Genomic DNA, 21,083 nt, shown 5'->3' on the forward strand with positions numbered 1-21,083 from the left:
TTGTTGAGGTCTTTTTCTTAATATTCAATTCTTTGCGTAGTTCTACCTTAGTCCACTTGATAGGGTGAGAAATCATCCTTTTATTATACAGACTTTATCAAAATTAAACTAAGCGATAATCGCGCCATTAGGCATTCCTTTAGGCGCTTCAACAATTTTTAATCTGCCAGTTTCTGGATCTTCTGCTGAAAGAATCATCCCTTGGCTGATTTGACCTCGCATTTTCCGCGGTTTTAAGTTAGCAACAATGACTACCTTACTGCCAAGTAATGCATTGGGATCAGGGTAGAACTCAGCAATGCCTGACAAAATTTGCCGATCTTGATTGTCACCACAAGCCAAGCGGAATTGTAATAGTTTATCAGCATCTTCCACTTTTTTACAATCAATGACTTCTGCCACTTTTAATTCAACTTTATCGAAGTCTTCATACTTAATTTGTTTATTTTTTTCTGAAGCAAGTTCAGTTTCTTCTGGATTCCATTTGACAGATTCATCGTTAGTTTGTTTACCTTCTGCCATTTTATTTTGAATATAAGCTACTTCAGCTTCGGCGTCTAGTCGTGGAAAAATCGGCGAACCTTTGCTGACTACCTTAGTATCATGAGGAAATTCACCAAAGCGTAATTCTTGCAAGCCCTTAGGTTCTTCATCTAATCCTAATTGTTTGAAGATTTTCGTTGACGTTTCAACCATAATAGGTTGTAAAAGAATAGCTGTGATTCGAAGGCTTTCAGCCAAATGAACCATCACGCTGTTTAATTCGGCTTTTTTATCCTCTTCTTTGGCTAATTTCCAAGGTTCTGTTTCGTCAATATATTTATTCGCACGTGAAATTAAAACCCAGACTTCAGAAAGCGCCGTACTAAATTCCATATCATCCATGGCTTCACGATAGCGGCCAACTACGTTAGCGGCAGTAGTCGATAGTTCGCTATCATATGGTGTTACCTTAGAAGCATAATTTGGCACAATTCCTTCACAATATTTGTTAATCATAGCTATCGTCCGGTTTAATAAATTACCTAAATCATTTGCTAAATCATAGTTCACTCGTGAAATAAAATCTTCTGGCGTGAAAATCCCATCGCTACCAAAAGGCACAGAACGCAAAAGATAATAGCGTAAAGCATCCAGCCCATAACGTTCTACTAACATTTCAGGGTAAACAACATTACCTTTTGACTTAGACATTTTACCGTCTTTCATTAACAACCAACCATGAGCAAAAACTTGTTTAGGCAAGGGAAGACCTAGTGCCATTAACATAATTGGCCAATAGATCGTATGGAAACGTACAATTTCCTTTCCTACCATATGAACATCAGCCGGCCAAAATTTTTCAAAGTTTGTTTCGTCTGCTGAACCATAACCTAAAGCAGTGATATAATTCGTTAAAGCATCGATCCAAACATAAACCACATGTTTAGGATCTGAACTTACTGGAATCCCCCAATCAAACGTAGTCCTTGAAACCGCTAGATCTTCTAATCCTGGCTCAATAAAGTTTTTAAGCATTTCATTTTTTCGTGACTCTGGACGAATAAATTCAGGGTGTTCTTCATAATATTCCACCAAGCGATCCGCATACTTACTCATACGGAAAAAATAGGACTCTTCTTGAATCAATTCGACTTCATGACCACTAGGTGCTTTTCCGCCAATAACGTTTCCTTGTTCGTCACGATAAACTTCTTCTAATTGCTTTTCAGTGAAAAATTCTTCATCTGAAACAGAATACCAACCTTCATATTCACCTAAATAGATATCACCTTGATCTAGCAATTGTTGGAAGATTTTTTGAACAGCTTTTTCATGATAATCATCCGTTGTACGGATAAACTTGTCATAACTAATGCCTAAAGTCTTCCATAACTTTTTAACGTCTGCTGCCATTTTATCAACATAATCTTGTGGCGCTACGCCTAATTCTTCAGCTTTTTGTTCAATTTTTTCTCCATGTTCATCTACACCCGTCAAATAAAATACATCAAAACCCATTAATCGTTTATAACGGGCCATCGCATCACAGGCGATTGTTGTATAAGAATTTCCAATATGTAATTTACCACTAGGATAATAAATCGGTGTAGTAATATAAAATGTTTCTTTTTCCCCCATGGGTAAAAGTTCCTCCTTTAAAAAACACGTTCATACTTTTGATAGTATAACATAATTTTACATGCCTTGTTTTATTTTTTCTATGCTGATTTCTTATTTTCTTATAATTAAAAAATATTTTTTGAGTTAAAAACAACTTTTGCTATAATGTATTTAGTCTAATTTTTAAGGAGTTCTTATGAACACAAAACAAAAAAAATCTGTTATTATCAGTTTTATACTTACTATTTTGCATACTTTATTTTGTAACTTTTACACGCAAATCTATGCTTTCATGAATGTACAAAATTGGCTTTCACTGTTTATAGCCTTTACACTCATTTTACGGTCATTACTTTTGCTTGCTTTATTTTGGCTAGGTTTGCGCTCAATACAAAAAAATAAAAAGATCGCTTTGTTTTATATACTCTTATTTTTCTTTAACTTAGTCATGTCTTTTATTTTTTATTAAAGTTACTTTTTTATATGCTACAATACAAACGGAATTAACGCAAAACATTATAGCTGTGTATTTGCTAAAGTGAGGGAAAGGTATGGAATTCTCTTCTAAACAAGAAGAAAAACATTATTACCAACATATCGCAAGTGAGCAAGAATTTTTAGAATGGTATAAAAACCAAGAACACCCAATGTATCAAAAGCCTTCTGTTACTGTCGATATGGTTTTACTCTGTTATAACAAAAATACTGATCAAATTAAGGTTTTATTGATTCAGCGACGTGGAAATCCTTATCGTAATTCATGGGCTTTACCAGGTGGATTTATAAGCCCTAACGAATCAACAGGCGATAGCGTCATTCGGGAAACAAAAGAAGAAACAGGGGTTACGATTTCTGAAAAAAATATCGAGCAACTCCATACCTTCAGTACACCTGAACGCGATCCACGAGGTTGGGTAATCACCGTTAGTTATTTAGCTTTTATCGGAGAAGCAATACTTTCGGCTGGCGATGATGCAAACCAAGCACGTTGGTTTTCTTTAGAACGTAAAAATAATCGTCTTTACCTTACAAGTGGCGATACAAAAATTATTCTTGATCTAAAAACCCAAGCATCTTTAGGAGAAGATACCTTGGCATTTGACCACAGTCAAATTATCATCAAAGCTTTTAACCGCATTGTAAATAAAATGGATCATGAACCACAAGTTTTGCAAGTTTTGGGTGATACTTTCACAATTACAGAAGCACGTAAAGTTTTCGCCAAATTTCTAGGCGTAGACTATCACTCCATTGATCATTCAAACTTCAAAAAAAGTTTAATTGGATTTTTAAAGGAAGTAGGAGAACGACCAGCCAGCATAGGCCGTCCTTCAAAACTTTATCAGTTAAAAGAAAATTTTCGTGAAAAATAAAAATGCCTATTCGTTATTGTGTAAACCAAAAATAACGAATAGGCATTTTTACAAACTTATTTAAAATAGTATAAAGTAGAGCAAATCAAAGAACATGTATTAAACTAGTTGCAATACTGAAATAAAGCATTAATCCTAAGGCATCATTTATTGTAGTAATAAAAGGTCCACTAGCTACAGCTGGGTCTACATGCAGCTTATCTGCAATCGCAGGAATAACAGCACCCACTACAGTAGAAAATGATATAGTAAGTAACAAAGAAACGCCAACAATAAATGCTAAAGTTACATTTTGATAAAAAATTGCTATTACTAGGAAGATAACAATCGCTGCGGCAATGCCTATTAATATACCAGCGCCAAACTCTTTTCTAACTGTCTTCCAAAGGCTTTGTTTCTCATCTTTTTCTACATTTAAGTTTCGGACAGAAACAGCTAATGACTGCGTACCTACATTGCCCGCTGTATCCATCATCACAGGAATAAATGCAGCGAGTAACACAACCGATTCTAATGTCTCTTCAAAAGAACTGATTAACCCGCCATTAAGCATTCCAAGAAAAATCAAAATAACAATCCAAGGCGTGCGTGCTTTAGCTGTTTGTAGTGCTCCTTCTTCTTTAGGTTTATCACTGCGACGGATTGCAGCAATATCTCTAAAATCTTCTGTAACCTCATTTTCAAGTATGTCCATGACGTCATCAACTGTAACAATACCTATCATAGTACTGTTGTTTTCAACCACAGGTACTGCTAATAAGTCGTAATCTTGTATGACTCGTGCAACCTCTTCTTGGTCCATATCAACTGGAACAGAAACTACTTGTCTAGACATAACATTTTGCATAATTTCATCTTCAGGTGACAAAATCAAATCACGTAAAGACAAAACTCCCACTAAATCAGCTTGATTGTCCAATACATAAATATAGTAGATCGTTTCTGCCTTATTACTAACTTGCCGAAGAAAAGCAATCACTTCACTTGCCGTTTGATTTTGATTAACTGAAACGAATTCTTTAGTCATTATCGATCCAGCGGTTTCAAGCTGATAGGACAACAGCTCTTCTACTCTCGAACGTTTTTTTTCATTCATCAAACCCAATGGATAACTTTGCTCTATATTGGAAGATTGTTTTAAAAATTTCACTACATCATCTGTGGGCATGGTGTTAAATAATTTTGTTAAAAATGACTTGGGGAAATAGCTAACAACATACTCTTGATCTTCAATCGTCATCCATTCAAAAAGATCTGAAAACTCTTCCGGACTCAAAAAATTTGCGATCATTTGTTTTTTTTCAGGATATAATAGATGAAATACCTCATGTTGATCTCGATCATGTAAGCGTAAAAATAACTTACGAAATGATTTACGATCATTTTTCTTTGCAGCTCGATAAATTGCGTCATAGTATTGGTTTTTATTTACCTTAAGTTTTTCCATTTCTTATTCCTCCTCTAAGCTAAGGAGAAGTTACAGTGCTCGACTTCCAGCTAAAAACTCAATATTATGCTATGCATTCTACAAAAGTATTTACCTCCTTTTCTATGTTACATAACAAAAAACACGCTACTAAGAGCGTGTTTACCTTACGATATTGTATATATTTGCAAAGCACACCTCTTCGTTGAGTTTTGGCTCAATACAGCCTAGGGATTTAACCCAGCTACGTTAAAAACTCCTTAGGTCGGACATTTTTGTTAACCACGTTGGCATCTTTCGATATTTCCGGGCAGTAGCATTCATCTGTATAGTAACCTCACCTAACAGGCTATTTTTATTTTACCGGCTCCAATATAACCTTTATTTAGGTTTGTGTCAACGATTTGAAACACTTTGTTTTTCAGTTAAATTATAAGTATATAAATAAACCTACATATTTCTATTTTTCTATGATTATAAACCTATTCGGTTAATTCGGACACTACGCCTCGCTTTCGCTTCACAGCAAAAAGACTGCTTCAGGATAATGAGGCAGTCTTTTCATGGTTTTTTATAATTAGTGAGCAATATTCCTAGAAACAAAAATCATAAAGATTTTTTCTATACCCTAGGCGATCCCTGGCGCTCCTTCCAGTTCCTAATAATTTTAGCTAGTAGTTAGCTGTCTGCCCAATTGCTCAATAGCAAAGCACTTCTCTTCACTTTCTTTTGTGTCAGGGACAACAAATGCCAACTGCTTATTATACCAACTTACTTTATACTGTATTTTCCTTAAAAGATGTTGCCAATCAGTTTCCGAAAATTTTGCATTTTCACTGAATTTCGGATGCTTTTCCAAATAGATATAATCATAGTTTTTCACTAAGAAATAAGTTAATTGGTTAATATAATCGTTTTTTTGGTTATCAATTATCATATACAATTTCTGGACTTTCCTTTTTTGCTTTTGATAATTTTTGGCCTGACTCAACAATACTTTTCTTTTTTTGGCTAACTTTGCTCGAAGTTCCAATCTTTTCTTAGCTGTTTTCAACTGATAGTAAGAATTACTTTTACGACTAAGAAAAACATTCGTAGATGACATTTGAACTAAGTTTTCAGAACAATAAGCAACTCCTATAGACTCACCCGTTTTGGGTAAAGACATCACGTTTTCTAAACACAGAATTGAAACAAAAAACAATTGATTGTTTTTAGCTGAAATCGTCGCTGACTTTATTTCGCGCAAAATTTCTCTATGCAAATTGGCTTTTACTAAAGACTTAAGTTTAGGTAACTTTAATTCTTCCCCAATAAAATAAATTGTATGTTTTTGATTATTTGTGGTATAGGATTGCCAATGACTTTTTTTCGACTTCCATTTAGGATAGCCCGCTCTTTTACTAAAATAATTTTTAAACGCTCGATCTAAATTACGCTGAGCATTAGCTAAAGCTAGACTATCCGTTTGTTTTAAAAACGGATAGTCTTTTTTTAATTGAGCAGGAGTCAGTCGTGTCTCATAATCTCCTGCTTGTAGGGCTTTTTTTCGGGCATACAACAACTGATTATAAGTAAAACGTACACAACCGAAAGTCTGTATAAAATATTGTATTTGTTCTTCATTTGGATAAATACGAAATTTATAAGCTTTTAATACTTTCACTAGGTCCTCCTTATTTATAAGGCCCTTAAAATAAGTTTGGCCTTCCCATCTGAAGAATAAATAAATTTAGACAGCTTGTTTTTTCTTTGCAGCTTTTTTGTTTGCAAGTTTTTCTTGGTACTGTGTTTTTTCCTCTTCAGTAGCATAAACATAATGACCTGGGTCAATTTCTAACATTTCACGTGCTGTATCCGGATTATCTTGCTCTCCTTTATACTTAATACGTGTTCTTGTCTGTTCATACTCTGGATCAGGCATAGGAATAGCTGAAAGTAAACTTTCAGTATAAGGATGTACACCATAATAATAAATGTCATCGCTTGTCCCTACTTCTAGTAACTTACCATTATGCATCACACCAATACGATCGCTGATATGCTTAACCATAGACAAATCATGGGCAATAAATAAGTAAGTCAAATTATGTTCTTTTTGCAAGTCTTGTAACAAGTTGACCACTTGGGCTTGAATGGATACATCTAAGGCCGAAATTGGCTCGTCACAAATAATAAACCTTGGATTGACTGCCAAAGCTCGTGCAACGCCAATCCGTTGGCGTTGTCCACCAGAAAATTCATGCGGATAACGTGTCCCATGGTTCGGATTTAAACCAACAGTTCTTAATAACTCATTTACTCGTTCATTCCGTTCTGTTTCTGACTTTGCCAAGCCGTTAATATCGATTCCCTCAGCGATAATATCTTGAACTTTCATTCTTCCATTCAAAGACGCATAAGGGTCTTGAAAGATCATCTGTACATCACGACGAAAAGTATTCATCGCTTTTTTTCCATGTAACTTCATTACGTCTTTGCCGTCAAATTCAATAGTACCTCCAGTTGCTTGATTCAAACGAATAATCGTACGTCCAGTAGTAGATTTACCACTACCAGATTCTCCCACTAAACCAAACGTTTCGCCTTCATAGATATGGAAAGTAATGTCATCGACCGCTTTGACTTCATTTTTGCTACCTTCATTAAAGTACTGTTTTAAATTTTTTACATCTAATAAAACGTTCTTCATTTACTTTCCTCCGTTTCCGGCTGTTGTTTCTTTTTAAATGCTTCCCAACGCAGCAAAATTTCTTTAGGAGGCTCTACCTTCGGCGCTTGAGGCGCTAATAGCCAGGTAGCTGCTTTATGGGTTTTGGATAATTCAAAAAAGGGCGGTTGTTTTTGTGTATCGATTTTCATCGCATACTCATTTCTAGGATAAAAAGCATCCCCGGTAGGTGGCTCTAACAAGTCAGGCGGTGTTCCTGGAATAGCATACAACCGATCGTCTATACCTTCCAAGGTTGGCATCGAACCTAAAAGACCCCAAGTATATGGATGTTGCGGATTATAAAAGATTTCAGCAGCTGTCCCAATTTCTACGATTTTACCTGCATACATCACAGCCACACGATCTGCCACATTAGCTACTACGCCCAAATCATGAGTAATAAAGATAATGGAAGAATTAACTTTTTGCTGAATATCTTTTAATAGCTCTAAAATTTGCGCTTGAATCGTCACGTCCAAAGCAGTCGTAGGTTCGTCAGCGATTAATATTTCGGGATAACAAATCAAGGCTACAGCAATGACGATCCGTTGACGTTGCCCGCCGGAAAATTGATGGGGATAATTCTTTAATCTTTTTTTAGCATTGGGAATTCCCACCAGTTCTAATAGCTCTAAAGCTTTCTGTAAAGCATCTTTTTTTGATACTTTGGTATGTTTTAATAATGATTCAGCGACTTGTTTTCCAATTTTCATTGTCGGATCCAAAGAAGTCATGGGATCTTGGAAAATCATCGAGATATCTTTCCCTCGAATTTTTTGCATTCGTTTTTCCGAATTTTTTAAAATATCTTCATCATTAAATAAAATTTGGCCATTTTCAACCACCGCGTTTTCAGCTAATAGCCCCATGATGCTTCGAGTCGTTACTGATTTTCCACTACCTGATTCACCAACGATCGCTAAGGTTTCGCCTTCATATAAATCAAAACTTACATCTCGAATCGCTTGAACCTTTCCAGCATAAGTGGTAAATGAAATTTCTAAATCTTTAACTTCTAAAACTTTTTTCACCATAATCACTCCTTCATCTTCGGATCAAACGCATCTCGCAAACCATCTGCTAGTAAATTAAATCCAATCATAATGACAGACAGTACAGCTGCAGGTATGGCCATTTGATAAGGTAAGAATAAGAAAGTCTTATATCCTTCATTAAGTAATGTACCAAGAGATGCAGTAGGAGGCGTTAAACCGATCCCGATAAAACTTAAGAAGGCTTCAAAGAAAATAGCCTCTGGAATACTAAACATCATTTGTACAATAATGACGCTAGAAATATTAGGTAAAATATGTTTAAAAGCAATTTTAGTCCTACTTTCTCCTAGAGTTGTGGCTGCTAAGACAAATTCTTGGTCTTTTAATTTAAGTGTCTGGGCTCGAGCAATCCTAGCCATTGGAATCCAGTTGGTTATCGCCATTGCCGCAACAATTGAAAAAATTCCAGGATTAAACACCACTAACATCAAAATCATCACAACAAGGTTAGGAATCCCGGCTAACACTTCGATAACTCGCTGCATATAGTTATCCACTCTACCACCTAATAAGCCTGAAATAACCCCATAACTGACCCCAAAGAAAATATCTAGCGCTGCTGCAATAAAAGCAATCATTAAGGAAATACGCACACCCATAAATAAACGACTTAGTAGATCACGTCCTAAACCATCTGTTCCTAGATAAAAATGAACATCATCAGGCACGCCAGCAGCGTCATATTTGTCAACCATTTGACCACCAACTTCAGATACCCCATTTAGTCCATTAATATCAATCCCGGGAATCTTAGGAGGTAAATTAATATAACTTACGTTTTGCTCGTTTGGATCGTGTGGTGTTGCAAAAATGGTTACTATTGATATTGCTAGTACAATCAAAAGAAAAACCGTCGAAAAAACAGCTGCTTTATTTTTCTTTAGCCGACGCCATGAATCTTGTAAAAAGTTTAGTGAAGGGGCTGTAATAGCTTCACGCTCAACTTTTGTACTCTTTTCCAAGGGTTCAAACTCAGAAGTTGGAATTTGTGTGATTTGGTCGTTTGTATAATTTTTATTTTCCATTATCCACGACTCCCTTCTGAAATACGGATACGAGGATCAATAATGCCATATAATACATCAACAACAAAGATAATCGACACTAACATCGTAGAATAAAGAATCGTTACTGCCATAATTGTCGGATAATCATTGGTCATAATTGATTTAACAAATTGTTCTCCAATGCCCGGTATAGCAAAAATATTTTCTACAACAAGTGAACCAGTCATTAGCGCAACTGCTAATGGTCCTAGTAAAGTCAAAATTGGGATCAAGCTATTACGTAAACCATGTTTGAATGCTCGCTCCCAGCGACTTAGTCCTTTTGATTTTGCCAGCTCAACTTGGTCACTATGTAATACTTCGACCATTTCAGTACGTATGAAACGAGCTGAATCCGCTAGTGGCGCCATCGCTAATGCTAAAGTAGGTAAAACCGTATAAGCAAAGCTATCCCATCTTGCGATTGGTAAAATTTCTAGTTTAATTGCAAATACGTATTGCAATAATACAGCAAATACAAAGTTAGGAATAGAGCGTCCTAAAATAGCAACTAACGTACTTAAAGTATCCACCCAAGTATTTTGCTTCATAGCAGAAATCGTTCCTAAAACAATCCCAAAAATCGTACCAAGCCCAATAGCTTGGATTCCCAATTGAAGAGATGGACCAATACGACCACCTAATAAACTAGACACTGCTTGGTTTTTAAATTGGAAAGAAATACCAAAATCACCTTGCATAATATTTACCAAATAGTTGCCATATTGAACGATCATTGGTTGATCTAAGCCCATTTGTTTATTTAATACTCAAGTTTCGCACACCAAATTCGGTAGATAACCCTTGATATAGTTGGGTAGCGTATCGATCCAGTGTTGTAGTTGACTTTCAATAAAGTCTTGTAGTGTACTTTCTGCTTTTTCGCTGACAGCCTGAATGATCTTGACCAACTCAAGCAATGCCACAGACCAATCAAGTTCTTTCATCTGATCTGCGAGTTCATAAAATAAGCCGCCCAGTGTCCGCTCGTCATTGGCACAGCGTTGTTGCCAGCTCAAGAGAATATAACGGGTAAATACAATGGTCGTGTGACAGAGCAGGGCTTGATAATTCCGTGTCTGTGTTTCTTGCGCTAAATGAAGCAGTGATTTTGATGCTTTAAAGAATGTTTCGATATCCCACCGTAAAGAATAGGTTTTGACGATCTCTTGAGAAGACAGCGTCAGATCATCCGTCATAATGGCTAACCAGGCACTTTGTTTACTGTGGTTTTTCACAAAAACGATCTTCACAGGATGCTGACCAGCACAGGGCTGGACGATAATGGACGAAAGAATAGCTTCAGCAGTTACTTCTTCCGTCGATTTTTGGTAGAGTTCGCTTAATTTATAAAAACGCCCTTGGTAGAGATATTTTGTTTTTCCGTTTTTCATCATCCCTATCGTATGAATGCCTAAATCGTGTAACCGATCGATCATTTTCGGACAAGTAAACCACTTGTCCATGAGCACATGCGTGGCATAAATGCCCTGATCAAGGGCACGTGCCACCATTTCAACCGCCACTTCAGGCATGGGACGCTGCGCTTCTTTGAATCGACGAGTGCCCACGGTTCGCTGGTCTTGTACAGAGATGGTGGGCTGGACTTTTTTATTGCCAGAAAGCAAACTAAAATCAATAGGCAGAAACGAATACCCATCGGAAAAGCCCAACGTGAGCATACGATATCCTTTGTAGCCTTTTTGCAAGGCATGATCCCATAGACGGGCTAAACCAGGGACTTTTTGACTCCGATTTCGATAAAAGGTAGAATCGTCTAAAATCAAGGTGCGTAGATGAGTTTGAGGATCCGTCAGACGATGGATCTTTTCGATCACCGAAGTACTGAAACGAAGAAGAAAGGTCCGCCAGTTATTGTGAGGATCGTTCATCAAACGATAGACCGTATCTTTTTTCATCCATTGGTCCGCCTCACGTCCAGAAAGGACTTGATGAAGCGATTTGCCTTTAAAGACTAAAGAAAAAAGAAAAGTAAAGATGACTGCGACGGAATAGCCTTTTTGCTTGTGGATGTGAGCTTGACGCAAAAAGGAAGGCACCTTTAATTCGGAAAAAGTCGCTTTTACTTCATTTGGTAATTGATTTTTGATGGCTTTTAAGTGTATCATAAGGGCAAGAACTCCTTTGTCTTTGATTTGTGGTAAATCAATTATAAAACAAAGCGAGTTCTTTTTGTATCTTTTGTTAAAAAAGTCAAGAAGGCGATTGAATTCAATGCAGGCCCAGATCTGGCAATGGATTATCCTATTTTTTTATGTGCGAAACTTGAGTTAATAAAGCGATTTGTTCCGGACTTAATTTTTCAGCATTGGTATAAGGTGTCCCTGGCAAAAACTGCATCATGAAAAAAGTGATGGTTGCAATCAACCACAATGTAATTGCCATGAAAAACACACGCTGCAATAAATATTTTATAAAATCGTTCACGTTTTTTCCCCCTATTTCTTTGACTTCTAAACAATATTTTTATACATTAAATCTATCTTTATTTTTATAGTTAAGAAAGGAACCTCCTTATGAGATTTAAAAAAAGTTCTTGGATCATCAGCCTAACAAGTTTGTTAGTTAGTATATTACTCACGATCATCCAAAAAGATTTTTCCCTTACTGCTTTATCAGATAATTTATTTCTATTTACCTTATTTTTTCTGATCATTGGCGGTTTTCTTTGGGTATTTTCTTCTGGATTTTTTGATAATTTTCAACGCTCTTTCAAGAAAAGAAATAAAAAAACAAAAACAGAAGGTATGAAATTGTCAGAAGTTGGTCGTTCCAGCTTTCGTTTCTGGTTAGAACCTGCAGGTATACTACTTTTATTAAGCCTGTTGACTTTACTATTGGCAATTTTTTAACAATAAAGACTGAGACATTATAATTTATTTGTTGTCTCAGTCTATTTTTATTTTCAAGTTACCGTAAAATCTATTCGTCGACCGTTACCCACTTGTAATCATACATTGCACCAGCAGGATGGGCGACAAGTCCATTTACTCGATCTGCTCTTAAGTGTGCTTCAGCATTTTGATACAATGGAACGACGCCTTGATCTTCCATAATAATTTTTTCAGCTTCTACCAAATTATCCCAACGTGCTTCAGGATCATTACCGTTTTCATTAGTTGCTTCATCCATTTGTTGATCGTAATCTTCATTACTATAAAGCCCGTGGTTATTTGACGTATCCGTTTGGAACAAGTCAAGGAACGCACTTGGGTCAGCATAGTCAGCTCCCCAGCCGCTTAGAGCCATGTCAAAATCTCCGGAAGTTGAACGATCTAAACGAACAGAAAAAGGTACAGGACTTAATGAAACACTTACTCCATCTAAGCTATCTTGAATGGATTCTTGTAAGAATTCTTGCGCTCTTCTAGAACCATCTGTATCATCTGCTAATAGGTCTATTTCTAACGAATCTTCACCTAGTTCTTCTTGTGCTTGTTCCCAATATTCTTGTGCTTGTTCTGGATCATATTCAATCTGGCTACCTGCATCTTCAGTAAAGTCATCCCCAGTTTCTGGATTTTCGCTCATATCACTTGGTACTAAGCCAGAAGGTTCAATCGATCCATCAGCTAAAACTGAGTTAACTAAAGCTTCACGATCAATAGAGTAAGAGATTGCTTTACGAAAGTTTTCGTTATTAAACGGTGAATCCTCATCATCTTGATTCATTTCCATATAAAAAGTAGATGCCATAGGAATTGTAAGATAATCGGGGTCATTAGCCATTTGTTGTGCAAGTTCACCACTTAATGTAATCTCATCTGCTTGACCATCTTGGAATAAGTTCAAAGCAGTTGATGCTTCTTTAACAACATTAACGTTCACTCGATCTAGTGAAACATTATCTGCATCCCAATAGTCTTCATTTTTATCATAAGCCCATTCAGTATCTGATCCAGGGCCATCAAAATCAGCTAAGACAAACGGTCCATTATAAACCAGATTGTCACTTGTCTGTGCATAATCATCCCCATTTTCTTCCACAACTTCTTCATTTTGTGGGAAAAAGACTGGAAAAGCTAATAAATTGTCGAAGTATTCTGTCGGTCTTTCTAAGGTGATTTCCAATTCATAATCATCAACTGCTTCAATTCCTAACTCATCCAAGTCTGCATCTCCGTCCATTACAGCTTCTGCATTTTCAACTGGTTCATAGATATAAGCGAATTCTGAAGCTGTTTCTGGATCGACCGTACGCTGCCAACCATAAACATAATCATCGGCTGTTACAGGATCACCATTTGACCAAGTTGCATCTTCGCGTAATTGAATAGTGTAGGTTAAGCCATCATCCGAAATCTCTGCTTCTTCTGCTGCACCTGCAGGTTGAGGCTCATCATTTTCGTCCAAACGATAAATTCCTTCATAAACATTATTTAAGGCCGAAAAACTAACTGTATCTGTAGCCTGTGATAAGTCCGCTGTTGGCATTTCTTGTCTTTCAATAAAAGTATACTCATTCCCTGAAGTACCAGAAGCACCTTCACCTTCACCTGAATCTTGCGTTCCTCCTGTTGTACATCCCGCAAGAACCAAGGCACTCATTGCAAACAAACTATAAACATGTTTCTTTCTCACATCACTTGCCCCTTTTTCATTGAGAATTTTCAGAATTATTTTCTTTTTCTGAAGTTATATAAGATTGTAATTATTAATTATTAAAAAAGCAAGAGAAAATTGAAAATAAAATGAGGAAGTACTTATTATTTATTTGTAAAAATTGGTTTAACAGCTTTTTAGGTAAAAAAATCTCAGATAAAAATATCTGAGATTTCTAACCATATCAAAATTATTCTGTAATAAAAGTCGTTCGATAGGAAACTGTCCGACCAAAAGGAAAAACTTGTATCCCACCAAGACGATCTGTTTTTAAATAAGCATTCGCGCCTTGGTAAAATGGTAGAACAGCAGCATCTTCTTCTACTAACAACCGCTCCATTTCAAGTAGTTTATCCCATCTTGCGTCTGGATCATTAGCTAGTGTTGTACGAGCTTCTTCTAATCCGGTTATCATAATCTGGATTATCATAACCGGAAGTATTTAGTCCACTTTGAGAATCATAGAAATTCAAAAAATCAATCGGATCCGCATAGTCCGGCGTCCAAGTACCAAACACTAAATCAAAGTCTCCTTCAGTTTGTAAATCCAAGCGGTTTTGCAATGGTACGGATTTTATTGTGATTTCTAAGCCGGAAAGCGTCTCTTCCAATTGACCTTGAATATATTCAATAGTCTTTTTACTCATCGCTGCATCTGCTGACAGCAATTCTAAAGTGATTTCATCTTGGCCAAGTTCTTCTTTTGCTTTTTCCCATGATTGTTGCGCTGCTTTTTTATCATAAGGCAGTAAATCACCATTTTCTTCCCGAAAATCCTCGTCTGTCGAAGGGTTTTTAGCAAAATCAGACGCAACAAAACCATTTAATGGTGTAGAGCCATCAGATAGAATATTTTGCGCAAAATTGTCTTTATCAATTGCTTGTAAGATAGCTTTTCTTACATTTACATTACTAGTTACTTCCCGCTTTTGGTTTGGACTGATGTAACCAACCATAGCTTTTGGTTCAAAATAAGCTTGCTCATCGTTTTGATATTGTTGGGCTTGCGTATCAGCTAACAAAGTATAATCTAGCTGACCATCAGTAAATAAGTTTGTTCCCGTAGCTACTTCTTTTACTACTTGTACGTTAATTGTTTCCATTTGCACATTATCTTGATCCCAATACTCTGGATTTTTTTCTAAAGTCCATGATTCATTATTGCCGTCCCAATCATTAATGACAAAAGGACCATTTCCTAAAAATTTTTCTGTATTCGTACCATATTGTTTTCCTTCACCTTCAGCAAACTCTTTCGATTTAGGCATAAAAGGGGTCCCTGTAAGAATTTCTGGTAAAAAAGGGAGTGGATCTTCTAATTGCAGCTTTAAAGTACTATCATCAATAGCTTGGGCTCCTAACTCATCTACTTCCTTATCACCCTCACGAATTTCTCTGCCATTCTGAAAAATATCCATTCGATTACTACTACTAGAAGCAGTCTTGGGATCAACTACCGTTTGAAAAGCATAAACAAAATCCTCCGCTTTAACTGGCGTGCCATCGCTATAATTTGTGTCTTTTAATTGAAAGGTATACGTTAACCCATCTTCGCTAACTTCTGGTTCTTTGCTAGCCAAAGCCAATTCAGGCTCGCCTTCTTCATCATAACGGTAAAGGCCTTCTGTTAATTGACCAATCATGTCTGAACTATTCACATCAGTATACTGTGCGCTATCCAAAGTCGTAAGCTCTCCAGAAAGAGACACCGAAATTTCTTGTTGTGTACTATTTTTTTCTTCAGTATTACCTCCAGTACTAAAACACCCTGCCAATATAAACAATGCTGCACCCAACAGCAACCCTATTTTTTTCATATTTTTCTCCTATATATTAAATTTTTCCTTACAATTTTTTTACCACATAGTTAAATATCCTCATCTCATTTGGTTGAGCTTCAAAAGCAAAGTCTGGATGCCATTGAACACCTAATAGACGCTGTTTTTTATTTTCAACTGCTTCAATCACACCATCAGGGCAAAGAGCTGTTTCTGTAAGATTACTAGAAAGACGGTTTAACGCTTGGTTGTGAAAAGAATTAACACTTGTCTTTTCTCCATAAATTTCTTGCAAAATGCTACTACCTTTTGTAAGCAACTGATGTGTTGGTTGCTCTCTAGGGACTGGATCTTGCATATGTAAAATTTTAGTAAAAGAGGATAATTCTTGTTTTAAATCGCCACCGAAAAATACATTCATTAACTGCATTCCACGACATACCGCAAATACCGGCTTTTTTTGTAATAAGGCTTCTTCTAACAATGCTAATTCAAAACGGTCGCGCGCTTCAGAATAGTTTCCTTGAACAGTCTTTGCCTGTTTATAAAACTTTGGTAAAACATCTTGACCGCCAGTTAGTATTAATTTGTCAACTTGAGAAATATAATCTTTGGCTAAATCTTTTGTACCAACTGGCAAAACAAGAGGCAGACCACCCGCTTTTTGAACCGCCTTAACATAACCATCCGGTGTATAACTGATAGGCAAATGATATAACATTTCGCCAGAATCCAGTATATTATTTGCAGAAATACCAATAATTTGGCGTCTCATATTACATTCTCCTTTCCTTTTTGTTTGCTAAAATAATAGTCTTTTAGTTTACACATGTCAACAAATTAATTCCATTGCACTTATTTCTTATATAACAAAAATACATTACTTTTAGCTAGTAAAAATACCTAACATTCCACACTTATATGTGAAACTGTTAGGTATTGTTTTTTGTTTAAATGAACGGTTTTAAACACAGATTTAGTGATGACTTTTATTCCTGAGGTTCACCTTGATAATTATCATCTGCCGGATTTTGCGCTTTATCTACTAAAACTTTACGTGGTTTACTACCTTCTGAAGCACCTACAACATGATTGGCTTCTAGTTCGTCCACTAAGCGAGCAGCTCTATTATAACCAATCCTAAAGCGTCGTTGAAGCAAAGAAACACTAGCTGTTTGCATGTCCACGACTAATTCTTTGGCTTGATCATACAACTCATCTTCGGATTCTTCTCTTTTATTATCTTTGGCAATCTCTTCGTCACTGACCATCATTTTCTCTTCGTAATTTGCCCCTTGCTGGTCAGTCACAAATTTAACCACTTCTTCTACTTCATGGTCTGAAATAAAGGCTCCTTGTACCCGAATCCCTTTATTTTCTCCCATTGGTAGAAACAACATATCGCCTCGTCCTAATAATTTTTCCGCACCATTGGAATCAATAATCGTACGCGAGTCTGTACCGCTGGATACCGCAAAAGCAACTCGCGAAGGAACATTAGCTTTGATAATCCCGGTAATGACATCCACACTTGGACGCTGCGTTGCCAAAATCATATGAATCCCTGCAGCACGAGCCATTTGTGCTAGACGGGTAATCGCGTCTTCTACCTCGTTACTAGCTACCATCATCAAGTCAGCTAACTCATCTACAATAACCACGATAAATGGCATTGTCGGATACTTCTGGTCTTCAGTTTGATTTCTTTGTTTAATCATTTCATTATAACCAGTAATATTACGTACCCCTGTTGCCGCAAATTTTTCATAACGTTCTTCCATTTCTTTCACGACTTTTTGTAATGCTTGTGCTGCTTTTTTCGGATTGGTTACAACTGGTGTCAAAAGATGAGGAATACCGTTATAAACATTTAACTCTACCATTTTCGGGTCAACCATCATAAGTTTGACTTCATGTGGTTTGGCCTGCATTAAAATGCTAGTAATAATGCCATTAATAGACACCGATTTCCCACTGCCAGTAGAGCCTGCAACAAGTAGATGAGGCATCTTCGTCAAATCAACTGTCTGGATTTTCCCCGAAATATCTCGCCCTAATGGGACTTCAAGTAAGTGCTCAGGATGAGCGGGCGTTTCATCAATCATTTCCTTAAAGGCTACGGTGCTAACAGTTTCATTAGGGACCTCGATACCTATTAGAGATTTACCAGGAATAGGGGCTTCCATACGAATGTCTTTAGCAGCAAGGGCTAAGGCAATATCGTCTGAAAGGTTAACAATTTTACTAACTTTAACTCCGATCGCTGGTTCTATTTCAAATTTTGTTACAGAAGGTCCTAAACTAGCTTTAACAACCTTAGCGTTCACACCAAAGCTTTTGAATGTTTTTTCCAAAATCGTGATATTTTTTTCAATTTTTTTATATTCATCACTTTGATCTGTCGATTTCACTTCAGTTAAAAGAGAGGACGGCGGTAATTCGTAATCTTCATCCTCAACTTCTTGCGAGATTTCAAATTCAAGTGGTTTACCATCGTCTTCTGCTTCTTCTGGTAAAGCTTCGTCTGTTCTTTCATTCTCTGCTTTTTTGTTTGTCATCTGACTTTGTTGATAGCTATCAATAGGAACAAAACTTAGCTGTTCTGCTTCACCACTGGCTTCATCTTTTTGGTCTTGAGCTAATTTTTCTGCCTCAGATAGAGAGCGAACTTGGTTTTTTTCCTGCTCTTTTACTTGCTGTAAAAGAGCTTCTCTTTCTTGTGCCTGTTTTTGTTCTTTTTGTTCCCTTTTTGCTTGTTTCTTTGCTTTTCTATCGGCTTGCTTTTGCGCTTTTTTCTCAGGGTTCCCTTCAATTAACTTTTGTATCTTTTCTTTTAGACCATGTAAAAGTTCTAATAGTTGTTGGCTATCCATTGAACTTATAAAGTAAGCACCTAAAATAACGAAAAGGACTGCAACTACATAACTACCTACTTTGGAAACCAGAAAGAAGGTCATCTGATAAAGTAAAGCACCTAGCATACCGCCTCCAACATTAGCACTCACTTGACTATTTTGAATATCACTGACCAAAGTCTGCCAAGTTGTTGCTAAGAATTGTGGATCAGAGGTTTGGATTCTGCCGAATAATTGGGCGTGGAAAAAAATTAACACACCTAAATAAATGAGGAGCCCACCAAAAATTTTTCCTCCATAGGATATTTTTCCCTTTCTTGGCTCGTTATTTTTAAGCATTACCCATGAACCATAGATGATTAACAAAGCACAAAGGAAGGGATAAGTATTACCGCCGATAATACGAAAACCATTAGCGATCAACGTTCCTAAAAAGCCTAGTTGAAATAATGCAAATACGCCAAATAAGATAAATAAAAATCCAAAAGCAATCAGCATTAATTTCTCTTGCTGATGTTTCTGCTTTTTTGTTTTTCGCTTTTTTGAACGTTTCTTTTTTTGTGCCATATAATCCCTCCTTTCACTCTTAACCATTATACAAAAAAAAAGAAGGGAACAAAAGTTTCTTCCCTACTTTCTTTCACTTTTTTATCAATCCATTGAAACATCTTCACCAAACCATTTTTCTGAAATCTCTGCAAATTCACCATTTTCCTGTAACTCGTTAATACCATCATTAATTTCTTGTAACAATTCTTCGTCATCTGGTCTAACACCCACCGCGAAATTTTCATCCTCATAAGGGGTTTCAATCAGGTTAAAGGCATCTATCTTCTCATTTTGATTCAAATAATATTCAGCATAAACTCGATCAATTAAAAGCCCATCAATACGCCCACTTTCCAAATCAATAAACGCTTCGTTAAAACTATCGTAAAGTGTTGCATCTTCGCTATCTACTCTATCCTTTAACACTTCGGAATCATTATTAAAAGAATTGTAACCAGAAGAACCTTCTTGTGCACCTAGTATTTTTCCATCCATTTCTTCAACTGAGTTGATCCCACTGTCTTTAGAAGTCACTAATAACTGACTATTATTCATATAAGGATCAGAAAACGCGACTTCATCTTCACGCTCAGGAGTTTGTGTGTAGCCATTCCAAATCGCGTCGATTGTTTCATTGTTTAGTTCGTTTTCTTTCATCGACCAGTCAATCGGTTGAAAGGCAACCTCAGTATCATTTAAAGCAAATACAGCTTTAGCCAATTCAATATCAAACCCTGTTAAATTTCCATCGTCATCACGAAATCCCATAGGAACAAACGTATCATCCAGCCCAATAACCACATCTGCATTTTCTGTGTCATTGTCTGCTTGCTCATTTCCTCCTGAGGAACAAGCCCCCAACAGAAAAACACTTGCCAAACCTAAAACAATTCCCTTTAATTTTTTCATTTCCTTTTTCCTCCTCTTATTTGATTTCCTCAACTTCTAATAAATTATCTGCAATATTTTCAGCAAAAGTCATATCATGGGTAACAACAAGTTGCGTAACGCCTTGTTGTTTCAACCCCAAAATAATTTGTTCAACATGCTCACGTAAAGCGGGATCTAGTGCGCTTGTAGGTTCATCATAAGCGAGCACTTTAGGATCCATCGCCATCGCTCTAGCAATAGCTACCCGTTGTTTTTGCCCACCAGATAATTGGTAAGGGTATTGCTGCATTAACGATTCTATACCCAGTTGCGCAGCAATATCTTCTGCTTTTTTCGTATAAGCGTCCTTTTCTTCTTTTAAAGCCAATTTAGGCGCTAATACAATATTTTCAAATACACTTAAGTGTGGAAATAATTCAAATTCCTGAAAAACAACACCTACTACTTGTTCTTGATGCTTTGAATTTACTGGATCAAATTTTTCCCCATCTAATAAAAAATCTCCACTATCTACAGTTTCTAAACCTGCTAGCGTCCGTAACAAAGTCGTTTTTCCGCCACCTGAAGGTCCAACAATAGCTAAAATTGATCCGTCAGGTATGGTTAAATCTAATGAATTAATCACTTTTTTTGAACCAAAAGATTTACTTATATTTTTAAGCTCTAACATA

Annotated in this window: 14 protein-coding genes, 3 pseudogenes and 1 riboswitch; of the genes and pseudogenes, 2 read left to right on the plus strand and 15 right to left on the minus strand. The window is 36.5% G+C overall.

Annotation, left to right across the window (positions count from 1 at the left end):
* Positions 1–108 precede the first annotated feature (108 nt).
* Positions 109–2,121, minus strand: a complete 2,013-nt coding sequence (gene metG, locus C7K42_RS11415; protein ID WP_103099561.1) for a methionine--tRNA ligase — start codon at positions 2,119–2,121, stop codon at positions 109–111.
* A 533-nt stretch (positions 2,122–2,654) separates the two neighbouring features.
* Here metG and C7K42_RS11420 point away from each other — a divergent pair.
* Entirely contained in the window at positions 2,655–3,476 is an 822-nt protein-coding gene (locus C7K42_RS11420) for an NUDIX hydrolase (RefSeq protein WP_103091970.1), read from the plus strand.
* Between the two features lie 85 nt (positions 3,477–3,561).
* Here the strand turns inward: C7K42_RS11420 and mgtE are convergent, their stop codons facing one another.
* From mgtE to C7K42_RS11460, 8 genes and pseudogenes are all read right to left on the minus strand, one after another.
* Positions 3,562–4,923: a magnesium transporter gene (gene mgtE / locus C7K42_RS11425; protein ID WP_103091971.1), complete on the minus strand. Its 1,362-nt coding sequence runs from the start codon at positions 4,921–4,923 to the stop codon at positions 3,562–3,564.
* A 169-nt stretch (positions 4,924–5,092) separates the two neighbouring features.
* Positions 5,093–5,258: riboswitch (M-box (ykoK) riboswitch) on the minus strand.
* 311 nt (positions 5,259–5,569) lie between these two features.
* A complete protein-coding gene (locus C7K42_RS11430; protein WP_014125480.1) occupies positions 5,570–6,568 on the minus strand; it encodes an RNA-guided endonuclease TnpB family protein in 999 nt (332 codons plus the stop codon).
* Positions 6,569–6,634: 66 nt separating this feature from the next.
* Positions 6,635–7,594 carry an ABC transporter ATP-binding protein gene (locus C7K42_RS11435; RefSeq protein WP_014125481.1) on the minus strand — a complete coding sequence of 320 codons (960 nt, stop codon included), beginning with the start codon at positions 7,592–7,594 and terminating at the stop codon, positions 6,635–6,637.
* On the minus strand, positions 7,591–8,649 hold the full coding sequence (locus C7K42_RS11440) for an ABC transporter ATP-binding protein (protein ID WP_014125482.1): 1,059 nt from the start codon (positions 8,647–8,649) through the stop codon (positions 7,591–7,593). The genes C7K42_RS11435 and C7K42_RS11440 overlap by 4 nt, the downstream gene beginning before the upstream one ends.
* A gap of 2 nt (positions 8,650–8,651) precedes the next feature.
* A complete protein-coding gene (locus C7K42_RS11445; protein WP_014125483.1) occupies positions 8,652–9,695 on the minus strand; it encodes an ABC transporter permease in 1,044 nt (347 codons plus the stop codon).
* Positions 9,695–10,486 (minus strand): annotated as a pseudogene (locus C7K42_RS11450) (ABC transporter permease); the annotation flags it as partial. The pseudogene C7K42_RS11450 and the gene C7K42_RS11445, both read right to left, overlap by 1 nt.
* On the minus strand, positions 10,487–11,845 hold the full coding sequence (locus tag C7K42_RS11455) for an IS4-like element ISTeha3 family transposase (RefSeq protein WP_103099640.1): 1,359 nt from the start codon (positions 11,843–11,845) through the stop codon (positions 10,487–10,489).
* A 139-nt stretch (positions 11,846–11,984) separates the two neighbouring features.
* Positions 11,985–12,164 (minus strand): annotated as a pseudogene (locus C7K42_RS11460) (ABC transporter permease); the annotation flags it as partial.
* Between the two features lie 89 nt (positions 12,165–12,253).
* Here C7K42_RS11460 and C7K42_RS11465 point away from each other — a divergent pair.
* Positions 12,254–12,589: a DUF3899 domain-containing protein gene (locus tag C7K42_RS11465; RefSeq protein WP_014125485.1), complete on the plus strand. Its 336-nt coding sequence runs from the start codon at positions 12,254–12,256 to the stop codon at positions 12,587–12,589.
* Between the two features lie 70 nt (positions 12,590–12,659).
* On the opposite strand, the gene C7K42_RS11470 is transcribed toward C7K42_RS11465, so the two are convergent.
* From C7K42_RS11470 to C7K42_RS11495, 6 genes and pseudogenes are all read right to left on the minus strand, one after another.
* Entirely contained in the window at positions 12,660–14,318 is a 1,659-nt protein-coding gene (locus C7K42_RS11470) for a peptide ABC transporter substrate-binding protein (RefSeq protein ID WP_014125486.1), read from the minus strand.
* A 211-nt stretch (positions 14,319–14,529) separates the two neighbouring features.
* A pseudogene (locus C7K42_RS11475) lies at positions 14,530–16,156 on the minus strand (peptide ABC transporter substrate-binding protein).
* A gap of 28 nt (positions 16,157–16,184) precedes the next feature.
* On the minus strand, positions 16,185–16,892 hold the full coding sequence (locus C7K42_RS11480) for a gamma-glutamyl-gamma-aminobutyrate hydrolase family protein (protein WP_014125488.1): 708 nt from the start codon (positions 16,890–16,892) through the stop codon (positions 16,185–16,187).
* A gap of 214 nt (positions 16,893–17,106) precedes the next feature.
* Entirely contained in the window at positions 17,107–19,539 is a 2,433-nt protein-coding gene (locus C7K42_RS11485; protein WP_014125489.1) for a DNA translocase FtsK, read from the minus strand.
* An 84-nt stretch (positions 19,540–19,623) separates the two neighbouring features.
* Positions 19,624–20,430 carry an amino acid ABC transporter substrate-binding protein gene (locus C7K42_RS11490; protein ID WP_014125490.1) on the minus strand — a complete coding sequence of 269 codons (807 nt, stop codon included), beginning with the start codon at positions 20,428–20,430 and terminating at the stop codon, positions 19,624–19,626.
* Between the two features lie 16 nt (positions 20,431–20,446).
* Complete coding sequence (locus C7K42_RS11495) at positions 20,447–21,082, minus strand: amino acid ABC transporter ATP-binding protein (protein WP_014125491.1); 636 nt, start codon at positions 21,080–21,082, stop codon at positions 20,447–20,449.
* Position 21,083: the final 1 nt, after the last annotated feature.

Source organism: Tetragenococcus halophilus subsp. halophilus DSM 20339 (assembly GCF_003841405.1).
GTDB classification, from domain to species: domain Bacteria; phylum Bacillota; class Bacilli; order Lactobacillales; family Enterococcaceae; genus Tetragenococcus; species Tetragenococcus halophilus.